The sequence below is a fragment of the Pedobacter hartonius genome (genome assembly GCF_900107535.1).
Lineage (GTDB): Bacteria > Bacteroidota > Bacteroidia > Sphingobacteriales > Sphingobacteriaceae > Pedobacter > Pedobacter hartonius.
In genome coordinates this window covers 388677-413803 of the sequence record NZ_FNRA01000004.1, presented here as the reverse complement: position 1 = coordinate 413803, position 25127 = coordinate 388677, and the positions used below count along the sequence as shown (strand labels likewise).

Below are 25127 nucleotides of genomic sequence, written 5' to 3'. Positions count from 1 at the left end.
AGCGATAAAAACAATAATACATGAAAACCTTTAAAAAATACTACTCCCTCCCTGCCCCGCCTGAAGAAGTCTATCTGGCAATGACCAAAGCACAAAGCATTCAGCTCTGGACCGGTGCCGATGTAGAATTCACAGCAGAACCCGGCACCGAATTTTCGTTCTGGGACGGAGATATCGTTGGAAAAAATATAGAATTCGACTTTGGCAAAAGAATTGTACAACAATGGTACTTCGGAGAAGAGAATGAACCATCAATTGTAACGATAAAACTGCACCCCGATAAAAAAGGTACCTCACTGGAATTCGTTCAGACCAATATTCCTGACGAAGATTATGATGACTTTACTTCAGGCATTACAGAACATTATCTTGGTGGTTTAGGCGATTTCTTCGAAGAAGAATAAAACCCGGACGGGGAATTCACCCCGGAGGGTATAATCAGACAAACATGAACAAGAGCGTTGGATTAGTTTTAATCGTATTGGGTGCCATCCTGCTGATATGGACCGGCTTTACCTATACCAAAAAGGAAAAGATAGTGGATGCGGGGCCTATCCAGATCTCGGCCGATAAACAGAAAAGCGTAAACTGGCCACCCTACGCCGGAGGTATCGTTCTGCTCGCCGGTGTTGTCATTCTGGTCAGCTCTAAGAAATCCTAACCAAAAAACATCTCACACGCAGCCCATTGTGACAGAACGGAATGCGCTTTAAAAGGAATAGAGGCTGTCTGATCAGACAGCCTCTATAAATATCAATTGCGAAAGCGACCGTTTATTAAAGCGCAAAAGCCCTATTTGCTAAAAGTAACCCTTACGTTTTCTCTCAGGTTGTAATGTGAGCTCATTACCTCTCCGTAAGCACCTGTGCTCCTGATCGCTATCAGGTCTCCCCTTTCACTTTCCTGCAGCAAAACTTCCTTACCGAAACAGTCAGTACTTTCACAGATTGGCCCTACCACATCATACTTCACTGTAGCAGCTGAAGACTGTTTAGAGATATTTTCGATCTGATGATAGGCCTGATACAATGCCGGACGCATCAGCTCCGTCATTCCTGCATCAAGAATAATAAAATTCTTCTTTTTACCATTTTTAACATATAACACCTTGCTGATCAGTGATGAACATTGACCCACTAAAGCCCGGCCCAGTTCAAAATGCACTTCCTGGTTCGCCCTTTTCTCCAGGAAATCGCCAAAGATCTTAAAGTATGCTTTAAAATCAGGGATCTGCTGCTCAGGATTGTGATAATCAATCCCCAGTCCACCGCCAACATTCAGCATACGGACAATAAATCCACGGTCTTCAAACCAGGCAGCGAATTCGTTTACCCGCAGGCAAAGGTTTTTGTACACCTCCAGGTTTGTGATCTGCGAACCAATATGGAAATGGATTCCTATAAATTCCAGGAAGGGAGATTTTTTCAGCACTTCCGCACATGCGGGAAGATCCCAGGCATTTACGCCAAACTTATTCTCATCCAGTCCGGTGGTAATATTATGGTGTGTATGCGCATCTACATTCGGGTTGATGCGGACGGCCACCTTAGCCACCTTGTTTTTCTTTCCGGCAAGCGCATTGATCACTTCCAGCTCCTGAACAGATTCTACATTAAAGCAGAAAATATTCTCATCAAGAGCTTCGTTAATTTCTTTGTCAGACTTTCCTACGCCCGCAAAAACGATTTGTTGACGATTGAACCCGCGTTCAATAGCCTTCTTCACTTCATTGCCGCTTACACAGTCGGCACCAAAACCTGTAGATTTGATACTGTCCAGCAGCGTATCATTAAAATTGGCCTTCATGGCATAATGCACGTGAAAACCATGAACTTTAGCAGCTTCAGCACATGATTCCAGCGTTTGTTGCAACAAAGCCAGATCATAATAGTAAAAAGGTGTTTCTAATTCTGCAAATTGCGTTATATCTTTGTTAGAAAACATAATGTTTAAATATCTTATAGTCTTTTGTTTAATTGGAATGGTATTAATTTACATGGGCAACTACTTTGATCTGCAGCGTCAGAAGATCAGCAGAAAAGAGTACGACAGAAGGGTAAGGCTCTCCGTCTTACTCCTTTTTATTGTCATCGCCATTCTTGTCTATCTTAAAAAAAGATAGTTATTCAAAAATACGGTTATGTAAACTTCTTAGCGCCTCCATTTTGTCATCTGTTTTGATCAGCAGCGAAATATTGTAGTTACTTCCGCCATAAGAGATCATCCGGATAGGAATATGTTTTACAGAATCCAGTACCCTGGCAGCAAATCCATGTTTATCTGCACCGAAATCACCCACTACACACACAATGGTCTGATCCCTGTCAATCTCTACCGAACCAAAGTTCTGCAGTTCCTCTATGATCTGGTCCAGGTTATCTGTAAAATCTATCGTTAAGGAAACGGCCACTTCCGAAGTTGTGATCATATCAATAGGCGTTTTATAACGTTCAAAGATCTCAAATATCCTTCTCAGAAAACCATAGGCCAGCAGCATCCGGCTGGACTGGATCTTAATCGCCGTGATACCATCTTTGGCGGCAATAGATTTAATCTTTCCCTTTTCGCTTTCAGCAGAGATCAGCGTTCCTGCAGCAGAAGGCTCCATGGTATTAAGCAGGCGTACCGGGATCTTATATTTAGCAGCCGGAAATACCGATTGCGGGTGGAGGATCTTAGCGCCGAAGTATGCCAGCTCCGCAGCCTCATCAAATGATAAGTGGGAAATTGGCTTAGTTCCTTTAACGATTCGCGGATCATTGTTGTGCATTCCGTCGATATCAGTCCAGATCTGTACTTCTTCGGCTAAAATTGCAGCTCCGATCAGCGAAGCGGTGTAATCACTTCCACCGCGGCGCAGGTTATCTACCTCTCCAAAACTGTTCCTGCAAATGAAACCCTGGGTGATAAACAATTTGTTGCCCGCATGTTTCTCCAGCAGGGGCTTAAGGTTAGCGGTTGCAAACGGAATATCGGGTTCATTGTCTTCATCGATCTTCATAAAATCCAGCGCCGGCAGTAATACCGAAGTTACGCCTGTAGATTTCAGGTAGATATGATATAAAGTAGTTGATAACAATTCACCTTCCGCAAGTACCACTTTTTCCTCTACAGGCGTGAACATATCATTGGCCAGCGAAGCAAGAAACTGAAAATGGTAATCTACAACCTCCTGCCCCTGTGCACGAAAATCATCCGCAGGAAGAAGTTCGGCAACAAAATCATTATATTTTTCTCTCAGGGCGTTAATCAGAGTTAACGCCTCCTGTTTATCTTCCTTTAAAAGTTTGCCTGAAATTTCCACTAAACTATTCGTTGTACCAGACACTGCTGATAGCACTACAATCTGCTCCTCCGCCGGATTAATGATATCCAGCAACTTCGTCATCCGCTCAGGGCTTCCGACAGAAGTTCCGCCAAACTTTAAAATTTTCATTTGTATATAATTGTTTTTTGTGATATTATTGTTTTAATTGTCTTCCGGCTGCCTCTGGCCGGTAATGGTCATGAAGTTTGTAAGATTACACCTTCATTCTTACACAAGCTTCTTTCTTATTTTAATTTAATTTTCTAACTGAAAATTACATGTCTCCGTTATTTAATTTGATACAGGTATTTTTAATTCAGTTTTTTTGGTATATAATTGTACTGGGCCGTGAAATTAACAAAACGCGCTTAATAATCACGATATAAACAAAATAAATTTGGAGACAGAAAACGAAGAATGGATCTGCCAAACACAAGAGTCCGATTTTTGTTAATCAACCAACACATATATCTAATTAATTGAAAAAATGCAACTAGAAGCAGCTACACAGCACACCATTAATGAATGGCTTAACGGCAATTACGATCAGGAAACAAAAGACGAAATTCAAAAATTAATAGATAGCGAAGCCGCTACAGAACTGACAGACTCCTTTTACAGAAGCCTTGAGTTCGGTACAGGTGGTTTACGCGGCATTATGGGTGCCGGCTCCAACCGCATCAATAAATATACTATAGGTACTGCCACACAGGGATTGAGCAACTACCTGTTAAAAAAATATCCTGGTGAACAGGTTAAAGTTGCCATTGCACATGACAGCAGGAACAACTCTGACTATTTCTCAAAGACCACCGCTGATGTCTTTTCAGCAAATGGTATTCACGTTTACTTTTTCTCAGCATTACGTCCTACTCCCGAACTGTCATTTGCGATCAGGGAACTGGGCTGCCGCAGCGGGGTAATGCTCACTGCTTCTCATAACCCAAAAGAATATAACGGATACAAAGCATATGGCGCAGACGGCGGACAATTCACCTCCCCTGACGATGTGCTCGTAATGGATGAAGTGGCGAAGATCAAAAGCATAGACGAGGTGAAGTTTGACCGCATTGACAGCAATGTGGAAATCATTGGTGAAGAAATCGATCAGCTTTATCTGGATAAGATCACTGAGCTTTCTGTATCGCCTGAAGCCATCCAACGTCAGAAAGACCTGAAGATCGTTTACTCGCCTATTCATGGTACAGGTATCACACTTGTGCCTAAAGCACTGGAGCAGTTTGGCTTTACAAACCTGACATTAGTGAAGGAACAAAGTACACCGGACGGAAACTTCCCTACTGTAGTTTACCCGAATCCTGAAGAAAAAGAAGCACTGACGCTGGCTATGAAAAAAGCCCAGGAAATTGATGCAGACCTGGTAATGGCAACTGATCCTGATGCAGACAGGGTTGGTATTGCCGTAAAGAACAATGATGGTGAGTTTGTCCTGCTCAATGGAAACCAGACAGGTAGCCTGCTGATCAATTACCTGCTGACTGCCTGGGAGGAAAAAGGTAAACTGGACGGGAACCAGTACATTGTTAAAACAATCGTTACCTCTAACCTGATCGAAAAGATCGCTAAAGCCAAAAATGTAACCTACTATAACACCTTAACCGGATTCAAATTCATCGGGCAGCTGATCACCAGCCTGCAGGGAAAGAAAACCTTTATCGGTGGCGGTGAAGAAAGTTATGGTTACCTGATCGGTGAGCTGGTGCGCGACAAGGATGCGATCATCTCCTGCGCTTTCATTGCTGAAATGACGGCTTTCTATAAGGATAAAGGCAGCAGCTTATATGACGCCCTGCTGGATATGTACGTGGAATATGGTCTGTATAAAGAAGAACTGGTATCCCTGACCAAAAAAGGAAAAACCGGGGCTGAAGAGATCAAGGCAATGATGGAGAAATTCAGAAACAACCCTCCTGTTACGCTTGGCGGATCAAAGGTCAGCTTGTTAAAGGACTATGAACTGGGAGTGGAAACAGATTTGAGCACCGGCGAAAAGACAAAGCTTGATTTCCCTCAATCAGATGTACTGCAATTCATCACGGAAGATGGAAGTATTATCTCCGCGCGTCCGTCGGGAACAGAACCGAAAATTAAATTCTATTGCAGCGTAAATGCGCCTCTGGCTGACAAAGCTCAGTTTAAAGAGGCTGATGCAGCTCTTGGAAATAAGATCAAAGCACTCATGGAGGATTTACAGGCTTAAACTATCTGTTTCTCAGAAGTTTCTCCTGGACTCGCTGAAAAAGATAATTATATATATTCCGGCCTTGCGTCCTTTTGCGCAGCAAAGTAATGCAGCCGGAATATATGTGATTATCTTTCTATTAAAGTGGACAACAGCACGATCTGCCTCAGCTCCGGTTCTTCAAAGGTATCAACCACAGATAAACCTTTAAGAATCAACGTGATCACCTGGTCTGCAATCTCTTCTATCGGCTGATATACCGCACTGATGGTTGGCGAATGCAGTTTAAAAATATCATGGTCATCATATGCGATCACCTTAAAATCTTCATTGATCGGTTTTTTCATTTCCTTAAAGCAGAATAGACCTCTTACGGCTAAATAGTTGGTAGCGAAAACCACCGCATCTATCTTCGGGTTCTCTGTAAAGAAATTAACCAGGTCTCTGGTCGTTTCTTCCGCAGAATTTGCAAAAGGTATCAGCTCACAGATATTCTCATCCAGTTTGATCTTATTGGCCTTCAGGGCTTTTTCATATCCTTTGTAACGGTCTTTGATCTCTTCTGCTTCCACATCCACTGTCACAAAAGCTATATTTTTCTTTCCCTGCTCAATCAGGGCCTGAGTAGCTTTATAAGTACCGTCAATATTGTCAACCAGCACCGTGCTCACCTCAAGGCCGGGTAAATGACGGTCAAAAACTACTACCGGCGTGCGGTCTGACAGCAATCCCCGGATATCCTCTTCCATACCCAGCATCGGGGCAATGATATAACCGTCTACCTGCCTGGCTTTAAACATCCTGATCAGGCCTTTTGCTTTATCTATATTGTTCTCGGTACTGGAATAGATGATCTTATAGCCGTGTCTGTATGCTTTATCTTCAATTAATCTGGCAATTGAAGCAAAAAACGGATTAGAAATATCTTCCACGATTAAACCAATGGTCTTTGTGTTTCCGGTACGGAGACTTCTTGCCACCTGATTGGGCCTGAAGCCTAATTCCTTAATGATTTTCTCCACTTTTATGATCATATCCTGGCTGATGCGCATTTTTTCTGCTTTGCCGTTCAGTATGAAAGAAACTGTGGTAATGGATACATTTGCCTTCTTGGCAATATCCTTTATGGAAAGGGGTTTCATTTGGTTCTTTGATTAGTTCGCCAAGCTAGAAAAATAAAATCTAAATAGAAAACAGTCTCAACTGTCTTCCGGCATTTTATTTAAGCCCGGCAGTTACAGCTTTACGCTAATAGGATCCTTGGGTTTGTTGCTCTGAGAGAAAATATGAAATGTATAAAAGCGGGGTAATTTGTTGTAATCATACATAGCATTTAATATTGATAATAAAATCTATTAGCAATTTAATAAAAAACGATTAATTAAAACTACAAAGATATTTCTGTAACCAGAATAATACCAAAGTACATGATTTGTTTAAAATCACACATTCATCCTCAAACGGTGTTATTAGCGATATAAACCGTAAATTTGTATATCGATATCTATTATTATGGCATACATTGATTATTACAAGATCCTGGGGGTAGATAAAAAAGCATCTCAGGACGATATTAAAAAAGCGTACAGAAAACTTGCACGGAAATACCATCCTGACTTAAACCCCGACGACAAAGAAGCCAATAAAATGTTTCAGCAGATTAACGAGGCCAATGAGGTATTGAATGATCCCGAAAAGCGCAAGAAATTTGATGAATACGGAGAAAATTGGAAACATGCCGACCAGTTTGCGCAGTCCGGATCAGCCGGAGGAAGTAATCCCTTCGGAGCTGGAGGAAGTAGCCGCGGTGGCTTCGGAGGCGGATCAGGTGGTTTTGGCGGGGGCGATTTTTCCGATTTCTTTGAATCTATGTTTGGCGGCGGAAACAGCAGGGCCGGAAGGAACAGCACTAAGTTTAAAGGACAGGACCTGCAGGCAGAATTGAGGATCTCTTTCCGCGAAGCAGCAACAACCCACAAGCCGACCATAACGGTAAATGGCAAAAACCTGAGAATAACGATTCCCGCAGGAATTGCAAACGGACAGGTGATCAAACTTGCCGGACAAGGCGGCCCCGGTGCGAATAACGGCCCTGGCGGAGACCTGTTCTTAACGATAACTGTTGCAGATGACCCGACTTTCAGACGCCTGAACGACGATCTTTATGTCAACAAGAAAATAGACCTTTACACGGCTGTTTTAGGTGGAGAGGTAACGGTTGATACGCTCGATGGCAAAGTGAAGCTTAAAGTGCCCGCAGGCACTCAGAATGAGACCAGGATCAGACTGAAGAGCAAAGGGTTCCCTGTTTATAAAAAAGAAGGACAATCCGGGAACCTTTTTGTCACTTATATTGTTAAAATACCTACAGGCTTAACAGAAAAGCAGATTGCATTGTTCAAAGAACTGCAGGAGCTTTCCAAATTAACCTGATTCTAATTCATACCGCTATGGAAACAGAATTAATCACAATAAACGATTACTGCTTAAAATATGCAGTTGAAGCTTCTTTTATCGGTGCCCTGGAAGATTCAGGCTTAATTGTGCTGACAGTAATTGACAACAATAAATACATACACTATAAGCAGTTAGTGGAAATGGAACGTTTTATCCATTTCCACTATGAGCTGCAAATCAATATTGAAGGTATCGAAGCCATAATGGGCCTGCTGCAAAAAATCAAACGCCTGCAGCAGGAGATCGAGATGCTGAAAAACCAGGTTCACCTTCAGCAGCCGGGCAGCTAAACAGCCAGCCGCAGGCGCTATCAGTTATGCTGTGAATCAGTGTAGATTTCCGGATTAACCGGTGAGGGCAATTTTTCGCCCTTCAAGCCTGCAATGATATTTCCGGCAGCTAATTTTGCCATGGCATCTCTTGTAGTCTCCGTTGCCGAACCGATATGGGGCAATACGGCAACATTCGGCATGGTTAGTAACGGATTGTCAGACTTCATAGGCTCGGGGTTGGTCACATCAAGTCCTGCGCCCCAGATCACTTTATTCTGCAATGCACTGATCAGGTCTTCTTCATTGTGGATTTTTCCCCTCGCCGTATTGACAAAGATTGCGGAAGATTTCATTTGTTTGAAAACCGCGGCATCAAACTTACCCTCTGTTTCGGGAGTAAGTGCTGTATGCACGGATATCACGTCGCTCTGCCTGAGCAATTCTTCGAAGGAAACGAATGTCGCCCCAAGCTCCTGCTCGGCCTCTAAATTCCTGTTCCTGTTATGGTAGACGATCTTCATTCCAAAAGCACCCGCACAGCGTCTGGCCATTTCAACGCCAATTTTGCCCATTCCAAATACCCCCAGCGTTCCCCCGGTAAGTTCTTTCCCAAGGTTAGCCGTGGGCTCAAAGAAATCCCATTCGCCGTCGATGATCGTTTTGTGCATGTAGAAGGCATTCCTTGCGGCAGCCATCATCAGCAAAAATGCAGTATCGGCTGTAGCGCCGCTCAGCACTCCTGGTGTATTCCCTACCGGGATCTTCAGGCGGGTTGCTGTTTCTATATCAACATTATCATATCCTACTGAATTCAGCGCAATAACTTTGAGATGGGCACTCGCTTCCAGGAATTCCCGGCCAAGCTGCTGACCGGCGCTGAGCAAGGCATCTGCCCACTTGCACTCTTCAATCAGTTCATCAACTGTAAGTTTCCTTTTTTCTGTCCACTGTTTAACCTGTAGTCCTGCGTCTTTTAAGAGTTGTAACCCTGCTTCCGGGATTACCCTTGTAATAAATACATTCATACCGCTATTTACTCAAAAAATTTGAACTAAGGGTATCCCATACCTCTTTTCCGTCGCCCAAAAGCGTCTGGCGAAGCATGTAGATGCCGAATCCTTTCGCCTGCTCAAAGTCAATCTTAGGCGGCATTGACAGTTCTGCCCGGTTTACAACTACGTCAACCAGAACTGGTCCCGGATGCGCAAGCGCCGCTGCAATTGCAGCCTCTACATCTTCTGACTGCTCAACCCTGATTCCTTTGATACCTATCGCTTCGGCCATTTTTGCAAAATCAGGATTTTTAAGGTCTGTAGCAAAAGGAGGCATGCCAATCACCTTCATCTCCATGGCCACAAAACCCAGTGAGCTGTTGTTGTACACAATCAGTTTAACCGGAAGGTCATACTGGAAAATTGTGAGTATATCGCCCATCAGCATCGCAAATCCACCGTCCCCGCAAAGCGAAATCACCTGCCGGTCCGGATAGGTAAACTGTGCCCCTATCGCCTGTGGCATAGCACTCGCCATAGATCCATGATTGAATGAGCCGATCAGCCTTCTGCCGGGTTTCATATCCACGTACCGTGCCGCCCATACCGTCGGCGTACCAACATCTGCGGTAAATATTGCATCAGCGGCAGCCTGCTCACTCAGCACCCGGGTGAGGTATTCAGGATGGATAGCCTTTCCGGTTACCGGCTTAGCATGTTCCAGTAAATTTTTACGGTTGTCCCGGTAACGCTCCTGGCATTTCTCCAGGAAAGAACTGCCGGTAACTTCTTCCAGAAAAGGAAGAACCGCCTTGATGGTCTCTCTGACATCACCTGTAAGTCCCAGATCCAGTTTACACCTTCTTCCCAAACGTTCAGGGCGAATGTCAAGCTGTACGATCTTCGCTTTTGAAGGATACCATTCCTTATAAGGAAAGTCAGTACCGAGCATCAGCAGCAGATCGCTGTCTTCCACGGCCTGGTAGCCTGAAGATATTCCGATCAACCCGGTCATCCCCACGTCGTAGGGATTATCATATTGCACATGTTCTTTACCACGAAGGGCATGTACCATGGGCGATTTTATCTTTGCACCAAGAGCAAGCAGCATGTCATGTGCACCAACACATCCTGCACCGCATAAAAGTGTCACTTTTTTAGCCTGGTTGATCAGCTGTGCCAGCTTCTGTAATTCTTCATCAGAAGGGCGGACAGCGGGGCGGTTCATGAAGATGGCATGTTCCAGTGCTTCGTTTTCCATTTTTTCCATCGCCACGTCTCCTGATAGGCTGACAACGGCTACGCCGTTCTGGCCAACTGCATGCTGCATTGCAATTTGCAGTAGGCGCGGCATCTGCCTTGCGGAAGCAATGGTCTCACAATAGTAACTGCATTCACGAAATAAGGATTCTGGGCGTGTTTCCTGGAAATAAGATGTCCCTATCTGTTCACTAGGAATATGCGCTGCAATAGCGAGTACAGGGGCGTTACTTTTGTGGGCATCATACAGACCGTTGATGAGGTGCATGTTCCCGGGTCCGCAGCTTCCTGCACATACTGCCAGACGACCGCTGAGCTGGGCTTCGGCACCTGCAGCGAAGGCAGCCGCCTCTTCATGCCTGTAGTGGATCCATTTGATCGTTTTAGAGTTTCGGATCTCGTCTACAATTCCATTCAATGAATCACCTACAACTCCATGTACATGCTTCACGCCAGCATGCTCTAATATCTCGACTAAGCTTGCTGCTACGGTCTTTGCCATAATTTTTATGCGTATAAAACAAAAGCTGCCTTTATGGGGCAGCTTTCATGTATTTTAAAGTATATTGTTTCCTTGATTGTATCTGCGCTGAGCCTCACGAGCTCTAATCATCGCAAACCTGTCAGCTTCTTTTACCCTCACAGGTACAAGGTGTTGAGATGTAGTTGTTTTTGTGTTAAATAATTCTGTTACTGCCTCAAGCATCTGCTGAAAGGGGAAGAAGATTTTGAATATTTTCATGATCTAACCTGTTAATTTTATTTAAGAACAGTAATATATGTATTTTGTTTTCCATTCAACGATTTATTTTAAGGGCAATGCAGCGGTTTGGTCCTTTTATGACTTTTCAAGGACTTTATCAGCTAATTCGTTTTAATAAACAGAATAAGCCCCAGCACGCTGACCACCAATACGCCCATTGCGGCAAAGGCGGTCAGGAAATCCCTGAAGTTCTTCCCGGCGAAATCTACCAGCAGGTACTTATGAAAAACAGCGAAACTCAGGCCTTCCCGTCTGTCGCTATCCTGAACTTTAGCCGCCAGTCTTCCCGTAGCAGGCTCAAGATAATACGTAAGATGGGTGGGTGTACTTAAAGCCAGCTTCACCACCGGCAACCGTTTATTGATAAAACCGTAATCTGTATCAAACTTTGTCAGGTAATCTGAAGAGGAGATGATCAGGGCTGCCGACTGGTCTGCCGCGGCATTCGCCATCATTTCACAGCAGGCTGCTTCTCCGTCTGCGGCGCCCTGTGCTACAAAATGTTTCACCAGACTGTAGCTATGCTCCATTACGCCCTCCGGTAAAAACTTTCCGTCAGCAGCAGCGTAATATTCCAGGTCAGGCTTATTCTTCCTGTTTTTTCCTTCAAACATTGTCTCGGCATTTGCCACCTGCTGTTTCTTCCAGCTGTCATTCTCTTTCCTGAGCGTGCGTACCTGGTACCAGGTTTTGTTGTCAAACCGGGCAGCGGAGATATTGCTTACCTCATCCCATTTCAGCGGCAGGTCATTTGAAGAAAAAGCCAGTTCAGCAATATTGATCTCCGGTTCAAAAACATAATTGATCCTGTCGTCCGGCTTAAACTTCCGCGTGGCATGGTAAGCTCCGGAGCCGACGAAACTCAGCGTAACCAGCGAAACAGCTATCCCGATACTGCGGTGATTGCGGCGCAGAAAACCTAATTTCTGCCCATCCACCGGCTTTTTGAACTTGTTCCATAAGAACCCGTATACCAGCAGCCCGCTCAGCGTAGAGCAGATCACGATGGCAGCAAAAAACAATATCAAAATATACCTGAAGGTATTGTTTGTGATCTTTTCAATGAATGCATAACTATGAAAATTACTGAATACCCAGAGAAAGACCTTCCGGTTACTGTCGTTATAATTCGCCAGTCTGCTTTGAGCTGTCTCTACGTAGACATCCATGTGGTCTCCCCTGCCAAAGCTTATTTTCCAGACCGGGAGTAAACGGTTCACGTACTGGTATTGGCCGTTAAAAGCAGTGATTTTCTCTACCGCCCTTACTTTAGAAGTACTGTCACCCAGAAAATAACGCGCAAGGTACTCTGCATATAAATGCTCCCCATTAACGAGCTGCTTACCATCCAGGGCAGAAAAATACAACAGCTCATTTTTCCTGTTCTTCACCTGGTAAAAGGTTTGTCCGCGAAAGCGGATGAGCCTGAAGTTTTTTAACAGGCTGACTCCGTTCCTGCTCAGTACCTGCTGGATGGAGAGTTTTACCTGCCCGCGGTCTATGACCTCGGGCTTCAGGTATTCGTGTGCCAGGGGCACTTTAAACCAATGCGCAATGATGGGATGACTTAAGCCCGAGCAGGTCCAGAAAATGACCGGAATCACCGTCATGATGCCCAGCACGCGGTGCCATTTGTACATGTTGCGTTTTACCTGGCGTTTGATAGTCGAAGTATTTTCTCCCATAGCTATTGCTCTTTTAGTAAAACATCCATGTCGTCCATCAGCTGCTGCACCTGCTCATCTACCGTTCCGTCATAGGCTCCGCGAATGCGCTTATGCTTGTCTACCAGGATCAGGTAGCCCTGGTGCACAAATCCTCCCGGCGCCTTATTGTCCTGCCCTACGGAGACCAGGTAATTGCGTTCTGCAAGCGAATAAATACTATCCCTGGTTCCCCAGAGAAATTCCCACTGATTACCTTTGATTCCGAGTTTATCTGCATAAGCCTTCATTCTTGATGGCGTATCATACTTGACATCGATGGTATGTGAAGCCAGCTTTACCTGCGGGTTGTTCAGGTATTTTTTGTACACCTTCAGTAAATTGCGGTGCATGGTAGGACAAATGGTAGGGCAAGAGGTAAAAAAGAAATCTGCCACATAAATTGTACCGTCAAAATCTTTGTCTGTGACCACGGCACTGTCCTGGTTCAGGAATTTGAATGAGGGGATTGTCCTGTAGGTAGTGTCTTTTCCTACAATCTCCTGCTGAAGAAAGGGAAGCTGTTTCTCTTTCCTCTTACAGCCGGCCAGAATACTGAGCAGCAGTAAGCTATAGATTACTGTCTTCATTATTTACCGAATTTAGCCAGGTAAGCACCTGATGAAGTAATCTCAGACTTGTACACGCTGTCAATACTGCCTATTTTAAGACGCTCCGCTTTAAAATAAGTTACTGCTTCAGCGTCAGACTTGCCGGTAACATCAGGCTCAAACTTATGCATCCAGTCGTTCATGAGGTCTTCGGCCTTGTTCAGCTTTTCCAGTGTCTGTTTCATGGTCTCTTTTTCCCGCAGCGTATCCATCGCCGGGTATTTTTGCCGGACTGCGGGCAGGGATTTCAACAGGGTGTCCAGCTTCATCTGGTGATCTACCAGTTTTCCATGATCTTCCATCACCACATCGTGGAATTTCATCACTTCATCTCTTTCAGTTTTATAATTAGCAGCGGGTGTGCAGGCGCACGTAATGATAACAAGGGTCAGCAATAAAAAAATTGGTTTCATCAATAATATTTTAGAGATCAGCCAAAGTCCTGTTCAGACATTGACTGAATAGTTTATGAATTGCTAAAGGCAAAGCCAATAACATTTTACACCACTCGGGGAATGGTATCACAAGAAAATAAAAATGATCAGCCGAGCTGTGGAGGATGAAAGATAACATTTATCCTGGCAACCGGCATCCCTGTAGTAAGGGGGATGCGGAAATTAATGGCTGCAATGGAATATTGTTTGAAAACGTAGGGCAGGGCAACGATGGCTTCCTGCAGTTGTAATTGTATTTTTTGAAACTGGCGTTGCTGTTTCTGCTCTTTGTCCTGCGCCTGTTTAAGCTTATTCATCAGGTAACATTTACCGTTACAGTGCAGTTCCGGTCTGTTCCTGTTGATACACAGTTCATTTGCGATATACGTTTTGTTTATTTCGAAACCTGCAAAAACAAAAAGTCCCGCCAGGTTTACTGAAACCGAACAGCATAGAAGTAAAATAGCAATGGCGCGTGTCAGCATTTTTGTTTACTTTCTTAGTTTCCCCCACTTTAAATAAGTGGCACCCCAGGAGAACCCGGCGCCAAAAGCAGTGAGCAGCATATTGTCATTTTCTTTAAAGTCGTTTTTAAACTCCCATAGGCACAACGGAATAGTTGCAGCCGTAGTATTACCATAACGCTGAATATTTACCTTCACCTGGCTTTCGTTAAGCCCCAGCTTCTCTCCTACGGCTTTGATAATCCTCAGGTTAGCCTGATGCGGGATCAGCCAGTTGACATCTTTCGCAACCATGTCATTTCTCTCCATGATCTCTGTACAGGTTTGGGTCATTCCCTCGATTGCAGCTTTAAAAACCACCCTTCCGTTCTGAGAGATATAATTTAATTTTTTTTCCAGTGTTTCCGGAGATGACGGATGCAGGGATCCTCCGGCAGTAACGATAAGATGTTCTTTACCTACACCATCTGTTCTGAATACATTGTCTATCAGTCCAACTTCTTCTTCGGTACGTTCCAGTAATACTGCACCGGCGCCGTCTCCGAAAAGGATGCAGGTGTTCCTGTCGGAATAATTGACGATAGAGCTGTTGGCATCAGCACCAACAACGATCACGTTTTTGTAACGGTTACTTTCAACCAAACTTGCGCCCAGCGTGAGCGCATATAAAAATCCACTGCATGCTGCATTGGAATCTACCCCCCAGGCATTTTTTAGTCCTGCTTTTTCACAAACAATACTTGCTGTAGAGACCATAATATAGTCCGGCGTTGCCGTGGCTACAATAACGCATTCAATTTCCGCAGGGTCAATACTGCTGTCTTTCAGCAAACTTTTAACCGCCATAGTAGCCAAATCAGAAGTAGCCAGCGAATCATCGTTCAGAATCCTTCTTTCCTGAATTCCGGTTCTCGAAATAATCCATTCATTATTCGTATCTACCATCTTTTCAAGATCTTGATTCGTTAAAATGGTGTCTGGTACATATCCTCCCAAAGCTGTTATGGCAGCATTATATCTCTTTCTCATTAAGTGTTTCAATTCTTTGGGCAAAACTAATAAATATTTACAGCTACCTTACACTTTATTTTCACAGTAATGTACCTTTGCCTTAACAATCAATTTATATGAAATACCAGTTTACGATCAGATACACCATTGTGCTAGCGGCAATCCTCTTTTTATGTGCCTGTAAGGAGCAACGGAAGCTTCCTGTTTACGGTTTGAGAGACACCAAAACGGTGAAAAACAGCGACGGGACTAGGAGTGTGGATACGGTTTATCAAACCATCCCCGCGTTTAAATTACTCAATCAGGACAGTACATATATTACGAACGACAATTTTAAGGGTAAGATATATGTTGCAGACTTTTTTTTCACTTCCTGTACCAGCATCTGCCCTATTATGCACCGGAACATGAAGAACATATTTGACAAATTCAGGGACAATCCTGAGGTGATGTTCCTGTCACATACGATAGATTTTAAATACGATACACCTTCGGTATTAAAAAAATATGCACAGAAACTTGGTGTTGATGGTCCTAAATGGCAGTTCGCCTATGGCCTGAAGGATACGGTCTATGGCCTTGCCACAAAAAGTTACCTCGTTTCAGTGGAACAGGACGGCACAGACAAACAGGGTTATGTACACCAGGGGTACCTTGTACTGATCGATAAAGACAGGAGGATCCGCGGGGCATATGACGGTACCAATGCCGACCAGGTAGCCCAGCTGGAAAAAGACATTCCTGTATTACTCGAGGAAAAACAATAAGTGAGAAAATTAATCCTATCCACGATCTTCTCCCTGCTGATGGCCGGGATATTTTATTCCTGTCAGACAGCAGAGAGCGTGCAGCGCGACGCCTATTATGTCAATGGAAGGGACCTGTACATTCAGCACTGCCAGAATTGCCACGGTGAGAAAGGTGAAGGACTGGGCGAACTTACCCCTCCCCTGACAGACAGCATTTTCATGAAAGCAAACAAGTCACAACTGGCCTGTATCATTAAAAACGGATTTTCCACACCCCTTACCATACACGGTAAAGTTTATGAGGGCAAAATGCCTGATTTTAATATGGCAGATATAGATATTGCCCAACTGATTGTCTATATTACCAACGGATTCGGGCATAAACAGGGAATGTATACCAACGAGCAGGTAGCAAAGGATCTTAAAGACTGCAAATAACCGTTTCCTATTCATTTTGAATTGTTAGGCATAATCTTATGCAGGTTTTATATATTTGCGCAAAATGCAAGCCGTTCTATCGCTGTAAGTAATGCTCCGGCATCTTAGAGAGGAAAGTCCGGGCAACACAGAGCATCCCGCTTCCTAACGGGAAGAGGTTTGGGAATGAAGACCTGAATTATGGAAAGTGCCGCAGAAAGTATACCGCCGATGGCCCAGGCACAGGTAAGGTTGAAAACGTGAGGTAAGAGCTCACGAATTTTCCGGGCGACCGGAAGAGCTGGTAAACCCCGGGAGTTGAAAGACCAAATAGGCTGACGCATGTAGGGCTGCTCGTCCGATGTCAGTGGGTAGGTCGTTAGAGATAAATGGCAACATTTATAGTAGATTAATGATAGAAGCCCTGATTCGTTGGGGTACAGAACCCGGCTTACAGGCTTGCATTTTTTTATTTTATCAACAATAATTGATAATTAGTAAATATATTCGTATCCAATAAAAGAGAAGAGAGTACAACCTATGGCAAAATTATTAATTATTGATGATGAGCGTGCGATAAGAAGCACATTACGTGAGATCTTAGAGTATGAGAACTATGAAGTTGAAGATATTGATAATGGCGTTGAGGGGTTAGATCTGATTAAGAAAAAGAAATTCGATCTGGTATTGTGCGACATAAAGATGAACAAGATGGACGGGATGGAGGTGCTTGAACAGGCACTGGCTTTCAGTCCGGATCTTCCATTCATTATGATCTCAGGCCATGGTACTGTAGAAACTGCCATTGAGGCAAGTAAAAAAGGAGCCTTCGATTTTATCTCTAAGCCACCTGATCTGAACCGTTTACTGATTACCGTTAGAAATGCTTTAGACAGAGGTAACCTCGTTACCGAAACCAAGGTACTCAAAAGAAAAGTAAGCAAGACAAGGGATATCCTTGGAAGTTCTGAAAATATCAATAAGATCAAAGAGACGATTGAGCGTGTTGCCCCTACCGAAGCAAGGGTATTGATTACCGGCGCAAATGGTAGCGGAAAAGAACTGGTGGCCCGATGGCTGCATGAAAAATCACACAGGTCTGACAACCCCTTAATCGAGGTGAACTGTGCTGCTATTCCTTCTGAGCTGATAGAAAGTGAACTATTCGGACATGAGAAAGGTTCATTTACTTCTGCCGTTAAACAGCGGATCGGTAAATTTGAACTTGCCAATGGCGGTACATTATTTCTGGATGAGATTGGCGATATGAGCCTTTCTGCACAGGCTAAAGTACTGCGTGCCTTACAGGAACATAAGATTACACGTGTTGGCGGGGAGAAAGAACTGGAAGTGAATGTACGTGTGCTTGCTGCAACCAACAAAGACCTGATGAAGGAAATTGAGGACGGTAACTTCAGGATGGACTTATACCACCGCCTGAATGTAATCAACATTCATGTTCCCCACCTCACCGAACGTATTGAAGATATCCCTGAAATTGCACTCAGCTTCCTGGAAGAGATCTGCAAGGACTACGGAATGCCGGTAAAAAAGATCAGTGACGCCGGAATGGAAGCCCTGAAAGGATTACCATGGACAGGAAACGTACGTGAACTGCACAATATGATCGAACGTCTGATCATCCTCAGCGATAAAATCATCACAGACCACGATGTAGCCGCATTTGCTAATCCCGGCGGAGGTACCAATATTGGTGCTGCAGGTGCTGCAAACGGAACTAGCGGCGCTGCCGTAAGCACCACCAACTATGATAAATTCAATAATTTCCAGGACTATAAAGACCATGCTGAAAGGGAATTCATCAAGTTTAAACTGGAAAAAAACAACTGGAATGTCTCTAAAACAGCAGACGACATCGATATTCAGCGCAGCCACCTGTACAGCAAAATCGAGAAGTTCGGACTGAAAAGAGTAACGGAATAATATTATAGAATAAAGAATACTACTTTTACAAAAGCGCGCTTCTTATCCCAGGACCGCGCTTTTTTGCTTAAAATCAGGCTATCCTGCAACATCGTGCCCGGATATAAATAATAACTTGTCGTATAGAGTACCTTACCTGCTTCTTAAATTGCAGCGCTTAGCGTAATATACTAGTCCTGCCAGGCATACCCCACTGTTACTTCATTCTTAGCCCGGCTATACCTCAGCTATACCTAAAAGGGTAATGCCGGGGTATAGCGGGGGCATGTTTTGGCTAAGCCCGAACTATGCCTGGTAGGACCAGTATACCACCAGTTTATGATCAGAAGAACAGCCCGGCGATATCTCTTAGCGAAATTATAAGCTTAAAATAAGCAGAAGAATTTATGCGCCCAACCCGGACTCTCCCCCACACACATTACTCCATGTAATCCGCCTGCCTGCTCAGCAATGCCCTGTACTTATTAAATATCGCAGTCTTGGATACAATACCCAGGTATTCTTCCTGTTCATTCAGTACCGGAAGCAGCCAGGCATTTTCCTTCTCCATTTTCGAAAGTACATTTTTTAACGAATCATTGATATACAACACATCCGGGGCCGTCTGCATCAGGTCATGGACAGATAATTCATCCGCAGATGGAGTATGAATGGCCTTCTTCAGTACATCTTCCACATAGATCAAACCCTTAAAGGTTTTATCCTCAGCGATGACAGGAAAAAGATTCCTTTTGGAATTCAGGATATCTGGCAGACGTTCTGCAATTGTTTCATTTTCATTCAGCACCAGGTAGTCATTTTCCAGCAGGTACTTCAGTTTCATCATATGCAGCACTGTAGAATCCTTATCCTCATAAGACATCAGTTCGCCGCTTTCGGCCAGTGGTTTGGTATAGATAGAATATTTATTCTGGCTGCGGCTGATCAGGTATGCTATGGCCGAAGTGATCATCAGCGGAACCATCAGCACATATCCGCCGGTAATTTCGGCGATAAGGAAAATCCCGGTCAGCGGAGCGTGCATGATAGCACTCAGGGAGGCCGCCATTCCTGCCACGATAAAATTAGCGATGTTCACATGCGCGATTCCAAGAGTATTGATAGTAAAGGCCAGTACAAAGCCAATGAGGCCACCCATGATCAGGCTAGGTGCAAAGATCCCTCCATTCCCTCCTGCGCCGAGCGTGATCAGCGTGGCGGCAGATTTTGCGAACAGTGTGATCACGGTAAACAGGATGATTGCCCATGGCAGGTTACTATAGGATGAAAAGATGCTGTTGGTGATCACCGTACTGTAATTCCCCCCTAAGAGGTTCTTAATTGTGATATATCCTTCACCATACAGCGTAGGGAACAAAAACACCATGGCGCCAAGTACTACTCCACCGGCAATTACCCGCTGATAGGGAGCTTTAATATCGTGAAATATGTGCTTAATGAAATAATAGATCTTATTAAAGTAAATGGAGAACAGTCCGATCAGCACAGCCAGTACCACATACCAGATCAGTGCATTAAACTCCCAGCCTTCAGTAACCAGGAAAAATAACTGTTCATTATAAAAAAACCTGGCCACCACAGCAGCGGTAGCCGATGCAAGTAAGAGTGGAATAAAAGCAGGGATCGAAAATTCTGGTAAAAGGATCTCAATTGCAAAAACGATCCCGGCAATGGGGCTGTTAAAAGCGCCGGCAATACCTGCTGCGGCACCGCAGGCCAGTAACATGGTAGTTTCACGATAGGACAGGCCTAAAAACCGGCCGATCACAGAGCCTATCCCTGCCCCGCTCTGAACAATGGGCGCTTCCAACCCCGTAGAACCACCAAATCCCACTGTCAGTGCAGCGGTGATGATCTGTGAATAAATGTTATGCGGTTCAACGCGGCTTGATTTTTTTGAGATGGTATATAATATAGGGGTTAACCCGGTTTCGAATTTGCCCTTTCTGATAAAACGTCTTACATACATCACCGAAAGCAAGATTCCGATCAGCGGGAACACCAGAAAAAGATAATACTTATATTCCCAGTGAAAGCCATCCTGGAGGAAGTCTTCAATATGGTGGGTCAGCGATTTTAACAGCGCTGCTGCCAGGCCTGCAAGTATTCCTACAATTAGCGCCGCAATTACGAGAAAATTTCTGTTTGATATTTTAGTCCTGCGGTATTGGTTAATTTCATCGAGATAAGTTACCAATCTTACATACATGCCTTCTTTATTTTAACTATCGAATTTATCTAACAATTTAATCAGCGTTGCAAAGTCTTTAGGGTATGGAGCTTCAACCTCAATTTCCTGTTCATCCAGGCCTTTAAAGACAACATGTTTTGCATGCAGTGCGAACCTTTTCATGATGGGCAGTTCTTCGTCGTCCTTTGCAATCCGGTATCCCTTTTTAATAGCGGATAAAAACACAGGCTTACCTTTATATAAGGTATCGCCGCAAATTGCAGCGCGCTGTGTCGCCAGGTGAATTCTGATCTGGTGCATCCGTCCGGTGATAGGCTTACATTCAACCAGCGTATAATGTTTATAAAATTTGATAGAATTGAAAATAGTTTCAGCGCGTTTGCCTTCCTTACGGTCGATGGTAACGCTTCTGTTTCCGTCATTCAGGATGGGCAGGTCAATAAAGAGTTCATTGAAAGTGTACTGCCCGTCAACAACGGCATGATAGGTCTTTTTTACCCTGCGTTTCTCAAACTGCATCGAAACAGACCGGTAGGCTTCAGGGTTTTTTGCAATGATAATAGCTCCCGAGGTTTCTTTGTCCAGGCGGTGACAGACCTGGGCATCGGCGGAGTATTGTTTTGCGAGGCGAAGGATGTTCAGTTCGCCTGAGCCGCCACGCTCGTCCAGCGAGGCTACAAATGGCGGCTTATTTACAACGATGTGGTTATCGTCTTCGAATAGAATCAGGTCTTTAAATGAAGGATATTTCAATGGTGTGGATTTTCTAAAGCACAAAAGTACTAAGAAAGTTCGAACTTATACCCCACACCTTTCACTGTAGCCACATAAGTTTCACCTAATTTCTCCCTTAGCTTACGAATATGCACATCGATAGTCCTGTTGGTCACCACTACAGAATCTTCCCAGATGTTTTTCAGGATAGATTCTCTCGTATATACCTTACCCGGTTTCGAGGCCAGTAAGTACAACAATTCAAATTCTTTTTTTGCCAGAACTACTTTCTGTCCGTTCTGATAAACCAGGTAGGCTTCCCTGTCAATGACCAGGTCACCGATCTCAACCTTATTATCAGACACCTCGTCATTGCTGACATTCCGGCGAAGAATAGCATTGATACGGCTCACCAAAGCCCGTGGTTTAATAGGTTTGGCGATATAATCATCTGCACCCACATTAAATCCTGCAATTTCAGAATACTCCTCGCTCCTTGCCGTAAGAAATACCATGAAGGTATTTTTAAACTCAGGGATAGCGCGCATCAGACGGCAGGCTTCTATTCCGTCCATTTTAGGCATCATGATATCAAGTATGATCAGATCAGGATGTACCTTTTTAGCCACCGCAATACCGTCCTGGCCATTACTGGCAAGGTAAACCTGATAACCTTCCTTTTTAAGGTTATACTCAATTAGCTCTAAAATATCAGGTTCATCATCAACTATTAGTATCTTTTGTTTTACGGTGCTCATGGCTTTAAATATTTGTTACGAAATTAAGTAATCAATTATACTAAGAGGTTAAATGAAGGTTAACAAATTGTTAATAGCATCCATTAGTTTAACATGGAATTAGGGTTAACGTAAAGTCTTATTTAAAAAGGAGTCCAGTTCGTCGCCACTAAGGTTTTTCGCAATGATTTTACCTTCAGGATCTATAATAAAGGATGCGGGAATAGCTTCAACCTGGTATGCGCGTACTGTAGGGCTTTCAAAATCATTCAGTTCGCTTCCGTGTGTCCAGGTTAAACCGTCCTGGGCCACTGCCTGTTTCCATGCGTCAACGTCCTTATCCAGGGAAATACCTACGATAGTGAAGTTTTTGCTTTTATATTTATTGTACACCTGTACCACATGCGGATTCTCCTGTCTGCAGGGCTGGCACCAGGAAGCCCAGAAGTCCAGCATTACATATTTACCCTTCAGCGCTGACAGTTTCACGGTTTTGCCGTCTATAGTTGGCATGTTAAATTCCGGTGCCGGCTGTCCTACCTGTACCGATCTTAATTTTGCCATTCTTACCAGGAACTCCGTTACCGCTTCGTTCTTATTAAAGTTGCTTTTGATCTTATCTGCATAGGCTAACATTTCCTGCTCATAATCGCCCGGGTTGAGTGAATTCATTGCATAAAAACTTGCCAGCGAACTGGTATTGTCCATAGCGAACTTCAGGATATAATCGATCATTTCCTGTTTCACCCTGGTCAGTTCAGGGCTCATCTGGTTGATGATTGCCTGTCTGCTTTCAGGATTTTTGGCTACATTTTCCTGGAACTGTGTTTCCAGGGCGATCAGCTTTGCTACATACTGGTTCCGGTTTTTATTCAGTTCCTCCAGCTTATCGGCTTCATCGGCACCTGAAAGCTTATAATCAAGTGTAGGGCTGGAAAGATCAGCATCAAGTTTAATGACATCGCCATTTTTAACGATCACTATATATTCGTTGTTATCAATCTTAACCTTGAAAAAATCGACATCAGGGGCATTGTTGGCGAATTTGAATTCTCCTTTATCAGATAATACGGTGGAGTCAACTGCCGTCTCGTTGTTTTTATCAATTGAATACAGGTAGACCTTTGATTTTGGTTTTGCATTCTCAAACTTACCGCCGATCTCGAACTTGCTTTTGTCCTTGCAGGCCACAAATGCTGTACATAGGAGCAGGAAAACGGCTATTTTTATTATGGATATAGCTTTATTATGTGTTCTCATTCTATTTTGATGATGACCAGTTTGTTAAACCGGCTATTTTAATTTTTCTTCGAGTAACCTGTTGATCTTTTGCGGATCGGCCTTTCCTTTGGCAAGCTTCATTACTTCACCCACAAACAAGCCTAGAACTCCTTTTTTACCACTTTTATAGGCAATTACCTGTGGTTTAAACTTTTCAAGCACCTGATCGGCAAAGTCTGAAAGCTCATCGCTATTCTCAACAATCAGGATATTTAGCTCTGCTGCCAGCACAAGAGGATCCGATCCGGGTGCCTGCTGTATAGCCGGCAAAAGCTGCTGTAAAGCGATCTGCTGGGTGATCTTCTTTTCTTCAACGAGGTTAATTACCGCAGCAAGCTGTGACGGACTCAGCCTGAAAGAAGAGATGGTTAACTGTTGTTCGTTCAATAGTGCCCTTATAGGTCCTGTAAGCCAGTTGATCAGACTTTTTGGATTTTTCACTTCTGCTAACGCTGCATTCAGATACTTCAGTAATACTTCATCTTCAGCAAAGATTGATGCTTCGGAATTGCTGATCCCAAAATCAGCCACCAGTTTCGCGGTGATTTCTTTTGGCAGTGCCGGCATAGCTGCTTTTAACTGTGCAAGCCATTCATCTGATATTTGTACAGGGGGCAGATCGGGATCCGGGAAATAACGGTAATCATTGGCCATCTCCTTTGTTCTCATTGGTGCGGTAGTTCCCTGGTCGGCATCAAATGTCAGCGTGCTTTGGATGATCGTACCACCTGCCGAAACCAGTTCCTGCTGTCGGTTGAACTCAAAGTCCATTGCCCTGCGCACATTCCTGATCGAATTCAGGTTTTTTACTTCACAGCGTGTACCAAACTCTGTTGTTCCTTTTTCCCGGATCGAGATATTGGCATCACAGCGTAAGCTGCCCTCTTCCATATTTCCGTCACTCACATCAAGATGCCGCACCAGCTTTCTCATTTCGCTGAGCAATGCAGAGGCTTCCTCGGCAGACCGGATATCAGGTTCAGTGACGATCTCTATTAAAGGCACTCCTGCCCTGTTCAGGTCAACGTATGAATAACTGTCATTCTGGTCGTGCATGCTTTTACCTGCATCTTCTTCCAGATGAATGCGATTAATACCTATTCTTCTTTCCGTACCGTCGGTCAGGGTAAGGTCTATATATCCGTTCTGGCAAATCGGCCGGTTATCCTGTGTGATCTGATAACCTTTGGGCAGATCTGCATAGAAGTAGTTCTTTCTGTCAAAAAAGTTAGTCTGATTGATGGTGCAGTTCAGGGCCAGCCCCATTCTGATGGCTTTTGCAACTACCTCTTTATTCAATTTCGGCAATGCTCCCGGCAGCGCAAGCGATACCGGAGAAATATTTTCATTGGGTTTAGCACCAAAGGCGGCACTCTCTGAAGAAAATATTTTGGAGGCTGTATTTAACTGAACATGAATCTCTAAGCCAGATATCAATTCAAATTTTGTGGCAGAAATTGCAGTTTTCGTAATCATTTAAGGGCAATAAATTAAACTAATGTCGGGAATTACTGTCTCACAAATATAACCAAATAAGTTTATGCAGATGTGATTAGAAATAATTATAATCATTGGCATAAACTTTGAACATAAGTTATCACACACAAATGAAACTGT

General features: G+C 43.9%; 25 protein-coding genes and 1 other RNA gene. 10 read left to right on the top strand and 16 right to left on the bottom strand.

All coding sequences use genetic code 11. The features are described from left to right. Positions 1 to 20: 20 nt before the first annotated feature. A complete protein-coding gene (locus BLW16_RS10290) occupies positions 21 to 404 on the top strand; it encodes an SRPBCC domain-containing protein (RefSeq protein ID WP_090556487.1) in 384 nt (127 codons plus the stop codon). Positions 405 to 448: 44 nt separating this feature from the next. Next, positions 449 to 661, top strand: coding sequence for a hypothetical protein (locus tag BLW16_RS10285; protein WP_090556486.1), 213 nt, complete (start codon positions 449 to 451; stop codon positions 659 to 661). 131 nt (positions 662 to 792) lie between these two features. On the opposite strand, the gene lysA is transcribed toward BLW16_RS10285, so the two are convergent. Continuing rightward, positions 793 to 1944 carry a diaminopimelate decarboxylase gene (gene lysA, locus BLW16_RS10280; RefSeq protein ID WP_090556485.1) on the bottom strand — a complete coding sequence of 384 codons (1152 nt, stop codon included), beginning with the start codon at positions 1942 to 1944 and terminating at the stop codon, positions 793 to 795. A 37-nt stretch (positions 1945 to 1981) separates the two neighbouring features. Here lysA and BLW16_RS23245 point away from each other — a divergent pair, with 37 nt between their 5' ends. Continuing rightward, positions 1982 to 2122, top strand: coding sequence for a hypothetical protein (locus BLW16_RS23245; RefSeq protein WP_175470543.1), 141 nt, complete (start codon positions 1982 to 1984; stop codon positions 2120 to 2122). Here BLW16_RS23245 and BLW16_RS10275 read toward each other — a convergent pair whose 3' ends face one another. Then, positions 2123 to 3436, bottom strand: a complete 1314-nt coding sequence (locus BLW16_RS10275; protein WP_090556484.1) for an aspartate kinase — start codon at positions 3434 to 3436, stop codon at positions 2123 to 2125. Positions 3437 to 3794: 358 nt separating this feature from the next. Between BLW16_RS10275 and BLW16_RS10270 the strand changes: the two genes are divergently transcribed. Then, positions 3795 to 5528, top strand: coding sequence for a phospho-sugar mutase (locus tag BLW16_RS10270; RefSeq protein ID WP_090556483.1), 1734 nt, complete (start codon positions 3795 to 3797; stop codon positions 5526 to 5528). A 110-nt stretch (positions 5529 to 5638) separates the two neighbouring features. On the opposite strand, the gene BLW16_RS10265 is transcribed toward BLW16_RS10270, so the two are convergent. Further along, positions 5639 to 6652, bottom strand: a complete 1014-nt coding sequence (locus BLW16_RS10265; RefSeq protein WP_090556482.1) for a LacI family DNA-binding transcriptional regulator — start codon at positions 6650 to 6652, stop codon at positions 5639 to 5641. Between the two features lie 370 nt (positions 6653 to 7022). On the opposite strand from BLW16_RS10265, the gene BLW16_RS10260 reads away from it, so the two are divergent. Then, the gene (locus tag BLW16_RS10260) at positions 7023 to 7943 is read left to right on the top strand and encodes a DnaJ C-terminal domain-containing protein (protein ID WP_090556481.1); all 921 of its coding nucleotides are present in this window, start codon (positions 7023 to 7025) and stop codon (positions 7941 to 7943) included. A gap of 17 nt (positions 7944 to 7960) precedes the next feature. Next, positions 7961 to 8257, top strand: coding sequence for a chaperone modulator CbpM (locus BLW16_RS10255; RefSeq protein ID WP_090556480.1), 297 nt, complete (start codon positions 7961 to 7963; stop codon positions 8255 to 8257). A gap of 20 nt (positions 8258 to 8277) precedes the next feature. On the opposite strand, the gene BLW16_RS10250 is transcribed toward BLW16_RS10255, so the two are convergent. The 8 genes from BLW16_RS10250 to BLW16_RS10215 all read right to left on the bottom strand — a co-directional run bounded on the left by BLW16_RS10250 (position 8278) and on the right by BLW16_RS10215 (position 15495). Then, entirely contained in the window at positions 8278 to 9264 is a 987-nt protein-coding gene (locus BLW16_RS10250; protein ID WP_090556479.1) for a 2-hydroxyacid dehydrogenase, read from the bottom strand. 4 nt (positions 9265 to 9268) lie between these two features. Further along, a complete protein-coding gene (poxB, locus tag BLW16_RS10245; protein WP_090556478.1) occupies positions 9269 to 10993 on the bottom strand; it encodes a ubiquinone-dependent pyruvate dehydrogenase in 1725 nt (574 codons plus the stop codon). Positions 10994 to 11047: 54 nt separating this feature from the next. Continuing rightward, positions 11048 to 11233 (bottom strand): hypothetical protein, encoded by a 186-nt coding sequence (locus BLW16_RS10240; RefSeq protein ID WP_090556477.1) that lies wholly within the window; start codon positions 11231 to 11233, stop codon positions 11048 to 11050. Positions 11234 to 11355: 122 nt separating this feature from the next. Next, positions 11356 to 12939 carry a hypothetical protein gene (locus BLW16_RS10235; protein ID WP_090556476.1) on the bottom strand — a complete coding sequence of 528 codons (1584 nt, stop codon included), beginning with the start codon at positions 12937 to 12939 and terminating at the stop codon, positions 11356 to 11358. 2 nt (positions 12940 to 12941) lie between these two features. Then, a complete protein-coding gene (locus tag BLW16_RS10230) occupies positions 12942 to 13547 on the bottom strand; it encodes an SCO family protein (protein ID WP_090556475.1) in 606 nt (201 codons plus the stop codon). Further along, positions 13547 to 13981 carry a hypothetical protein gene (locus tag BLW16_RS10225; RefSeq protein WP_090556474.1) on the bottom strand — a complete coding sequence of 145 codons (435 nt, stop codon included), beginning with the start codon at positions 13979 to 13981 and terminating at the stop codon, positions 13547 to 13549. Before BLW16_RS10225 ends, BLW16_RS10230 begins: the two co-directional genes overlap by 1 nt. Positions 13982 to 14109: 128 nt before the next feature. Then, on the bottom strand, positions 14110 to 14487 hold the full coding sequence (locus BLW16_RS10220) for a hypothetical protein (RefSeq protein WP_090556473.1): 378 nt from the start codon (positions 14485 to 14487) through the stop codon (positions 14110 to 14112). Positions 14488 to 14493: 6 nt separating this feature from the next. Beyond that, positions 14494 to 15495, bottom strand: coding sequence for a beta-ketoacyl-ACP synthase III (locus BLW16_RS10215; protein ID WP_090556472.1), 1002 nt, complete (start codon positions 15493 to 15495; stop codon positions 14494 to 14496). Between the two features lie 98 nt (positions 15496 to 15593). On the opposite strand from BLW16_RS10215, the gene BLW16_RS10210 reads away from it, so the two are divergent. The 4 genes from BLW16_RS10210 (at position 15594) to BLW16_RS10195 (ending at position 18587) form a co-directional block, all read left to right on the top strand. Then, positions 15594 to 16244 (top strand): SCO family protein, encoded by a 651-nt coding sequence (locus tag BLW16_RS10210; protein ID WP_090556471.1) that lies wholly within the window; start codon positions 15594 to 15596, stop codon positions 16242 to 16244. Continuing rightward, entirely contained in the window at positions 16245 to 16664 is a 420-nt protein-coding gene (locus tag BLW16_RS10205) for a c-type cytochrome (protein WP_175470542.1), read from the top strand. 63 nt (positions 16665 to 16727) lie between these two features. After that, positions 16728 to 17113, top strand: an RNA gene (rnpB, locus tag BLW16_RS10200) — RNase P RNA component class A. A 70-nt stretch (positions 17114 to 17183) separates the two neighbouring features. Further along, positions 17184 to 18587 carry a sigma-54-dependent transcriptional regulator gene (locus BLW16_RS10195; protein WP_090556470.1) on the top strand — a complete coding sequence of 468 codons (1404 nt, stop codon included), beginning with the start codon at positions 17184 to 17186 and terminating at the stop codon, positions 18585 to 18587. Between the two features lie 418 nt (positions 18588 to 19005). Here the strand turns inward: BLW16_RS10195 and BLW16_RS10190 are convergent, their stop codons facing one another. The 5 genes from BLW16_RS10190 to gatB form a co-directional block, all read right to left on the bottom strand. Then, positions 19006 to 20796, bottom strand: coding sequence for a chloride channel protein (locus BLW16_RS10190; protein ID WP_090556469.1), 1791 nt, complete (start codon positions 20794 to 20796; stop codon positions 19006 to 19008). Positions 20797 to 20808: 12 nt separating this feature from the next. Beyond that, the gene (locus BLW16_RS10185) at positions 20809 to 21531 is read right to left on the bottom strand and encodes an RluA family pseudouridine synthase (protein ID WP_090556468.1); all 723 of its coding nucleotides are present in this window, start codon (positions 21529 to 21531) and stop codon (positions 20809 to 20811) included. 29 nt (positions 21532 to 21560) lie between these two features. After that, positions 21561 to 22250 carry a response regulator transcription factor gene (locus BLW16_RS10180; RefSeq protein WP_090556467.1) on the bottom strand — a complete coding sequence of 230 codons (690 nt, stop codon included), beginning with the start codon at positions 22248 to 22250 and terminating at the stop codon, positions 21561 to 21563. A 105-nt stretch (positions 22251 to 22355) separates the two neighbouring features. After that, on the bottom strand, positions 22356 to 23489 hold the full coding sequence (locus tag BLW16_RS10175; protein ID WP_090556466.1) for a TlpA disulfide reductase family protein: 1134 nt from the start codon (positions 23487 to 23489) through the stop codon (positions 22356 to 22358). A 33-nt stretch (positions 23490 to 23522) separates the two neighbouring features. Next, a complete protein-coding gene (gatB, locus tag BLW16_RS10170) occupies positions 23523 to 24986 on the bottom strand; it encodes an Asp-tRNA(Asn)/Glu-tRNA(Gln) amidotransferase subunit GatB (protein ID WP_090556465.1) in 1464 nt (487 codons plus the stop codon). Positions 24987 to 25127 lie beyond the last annotated feature (141 nt).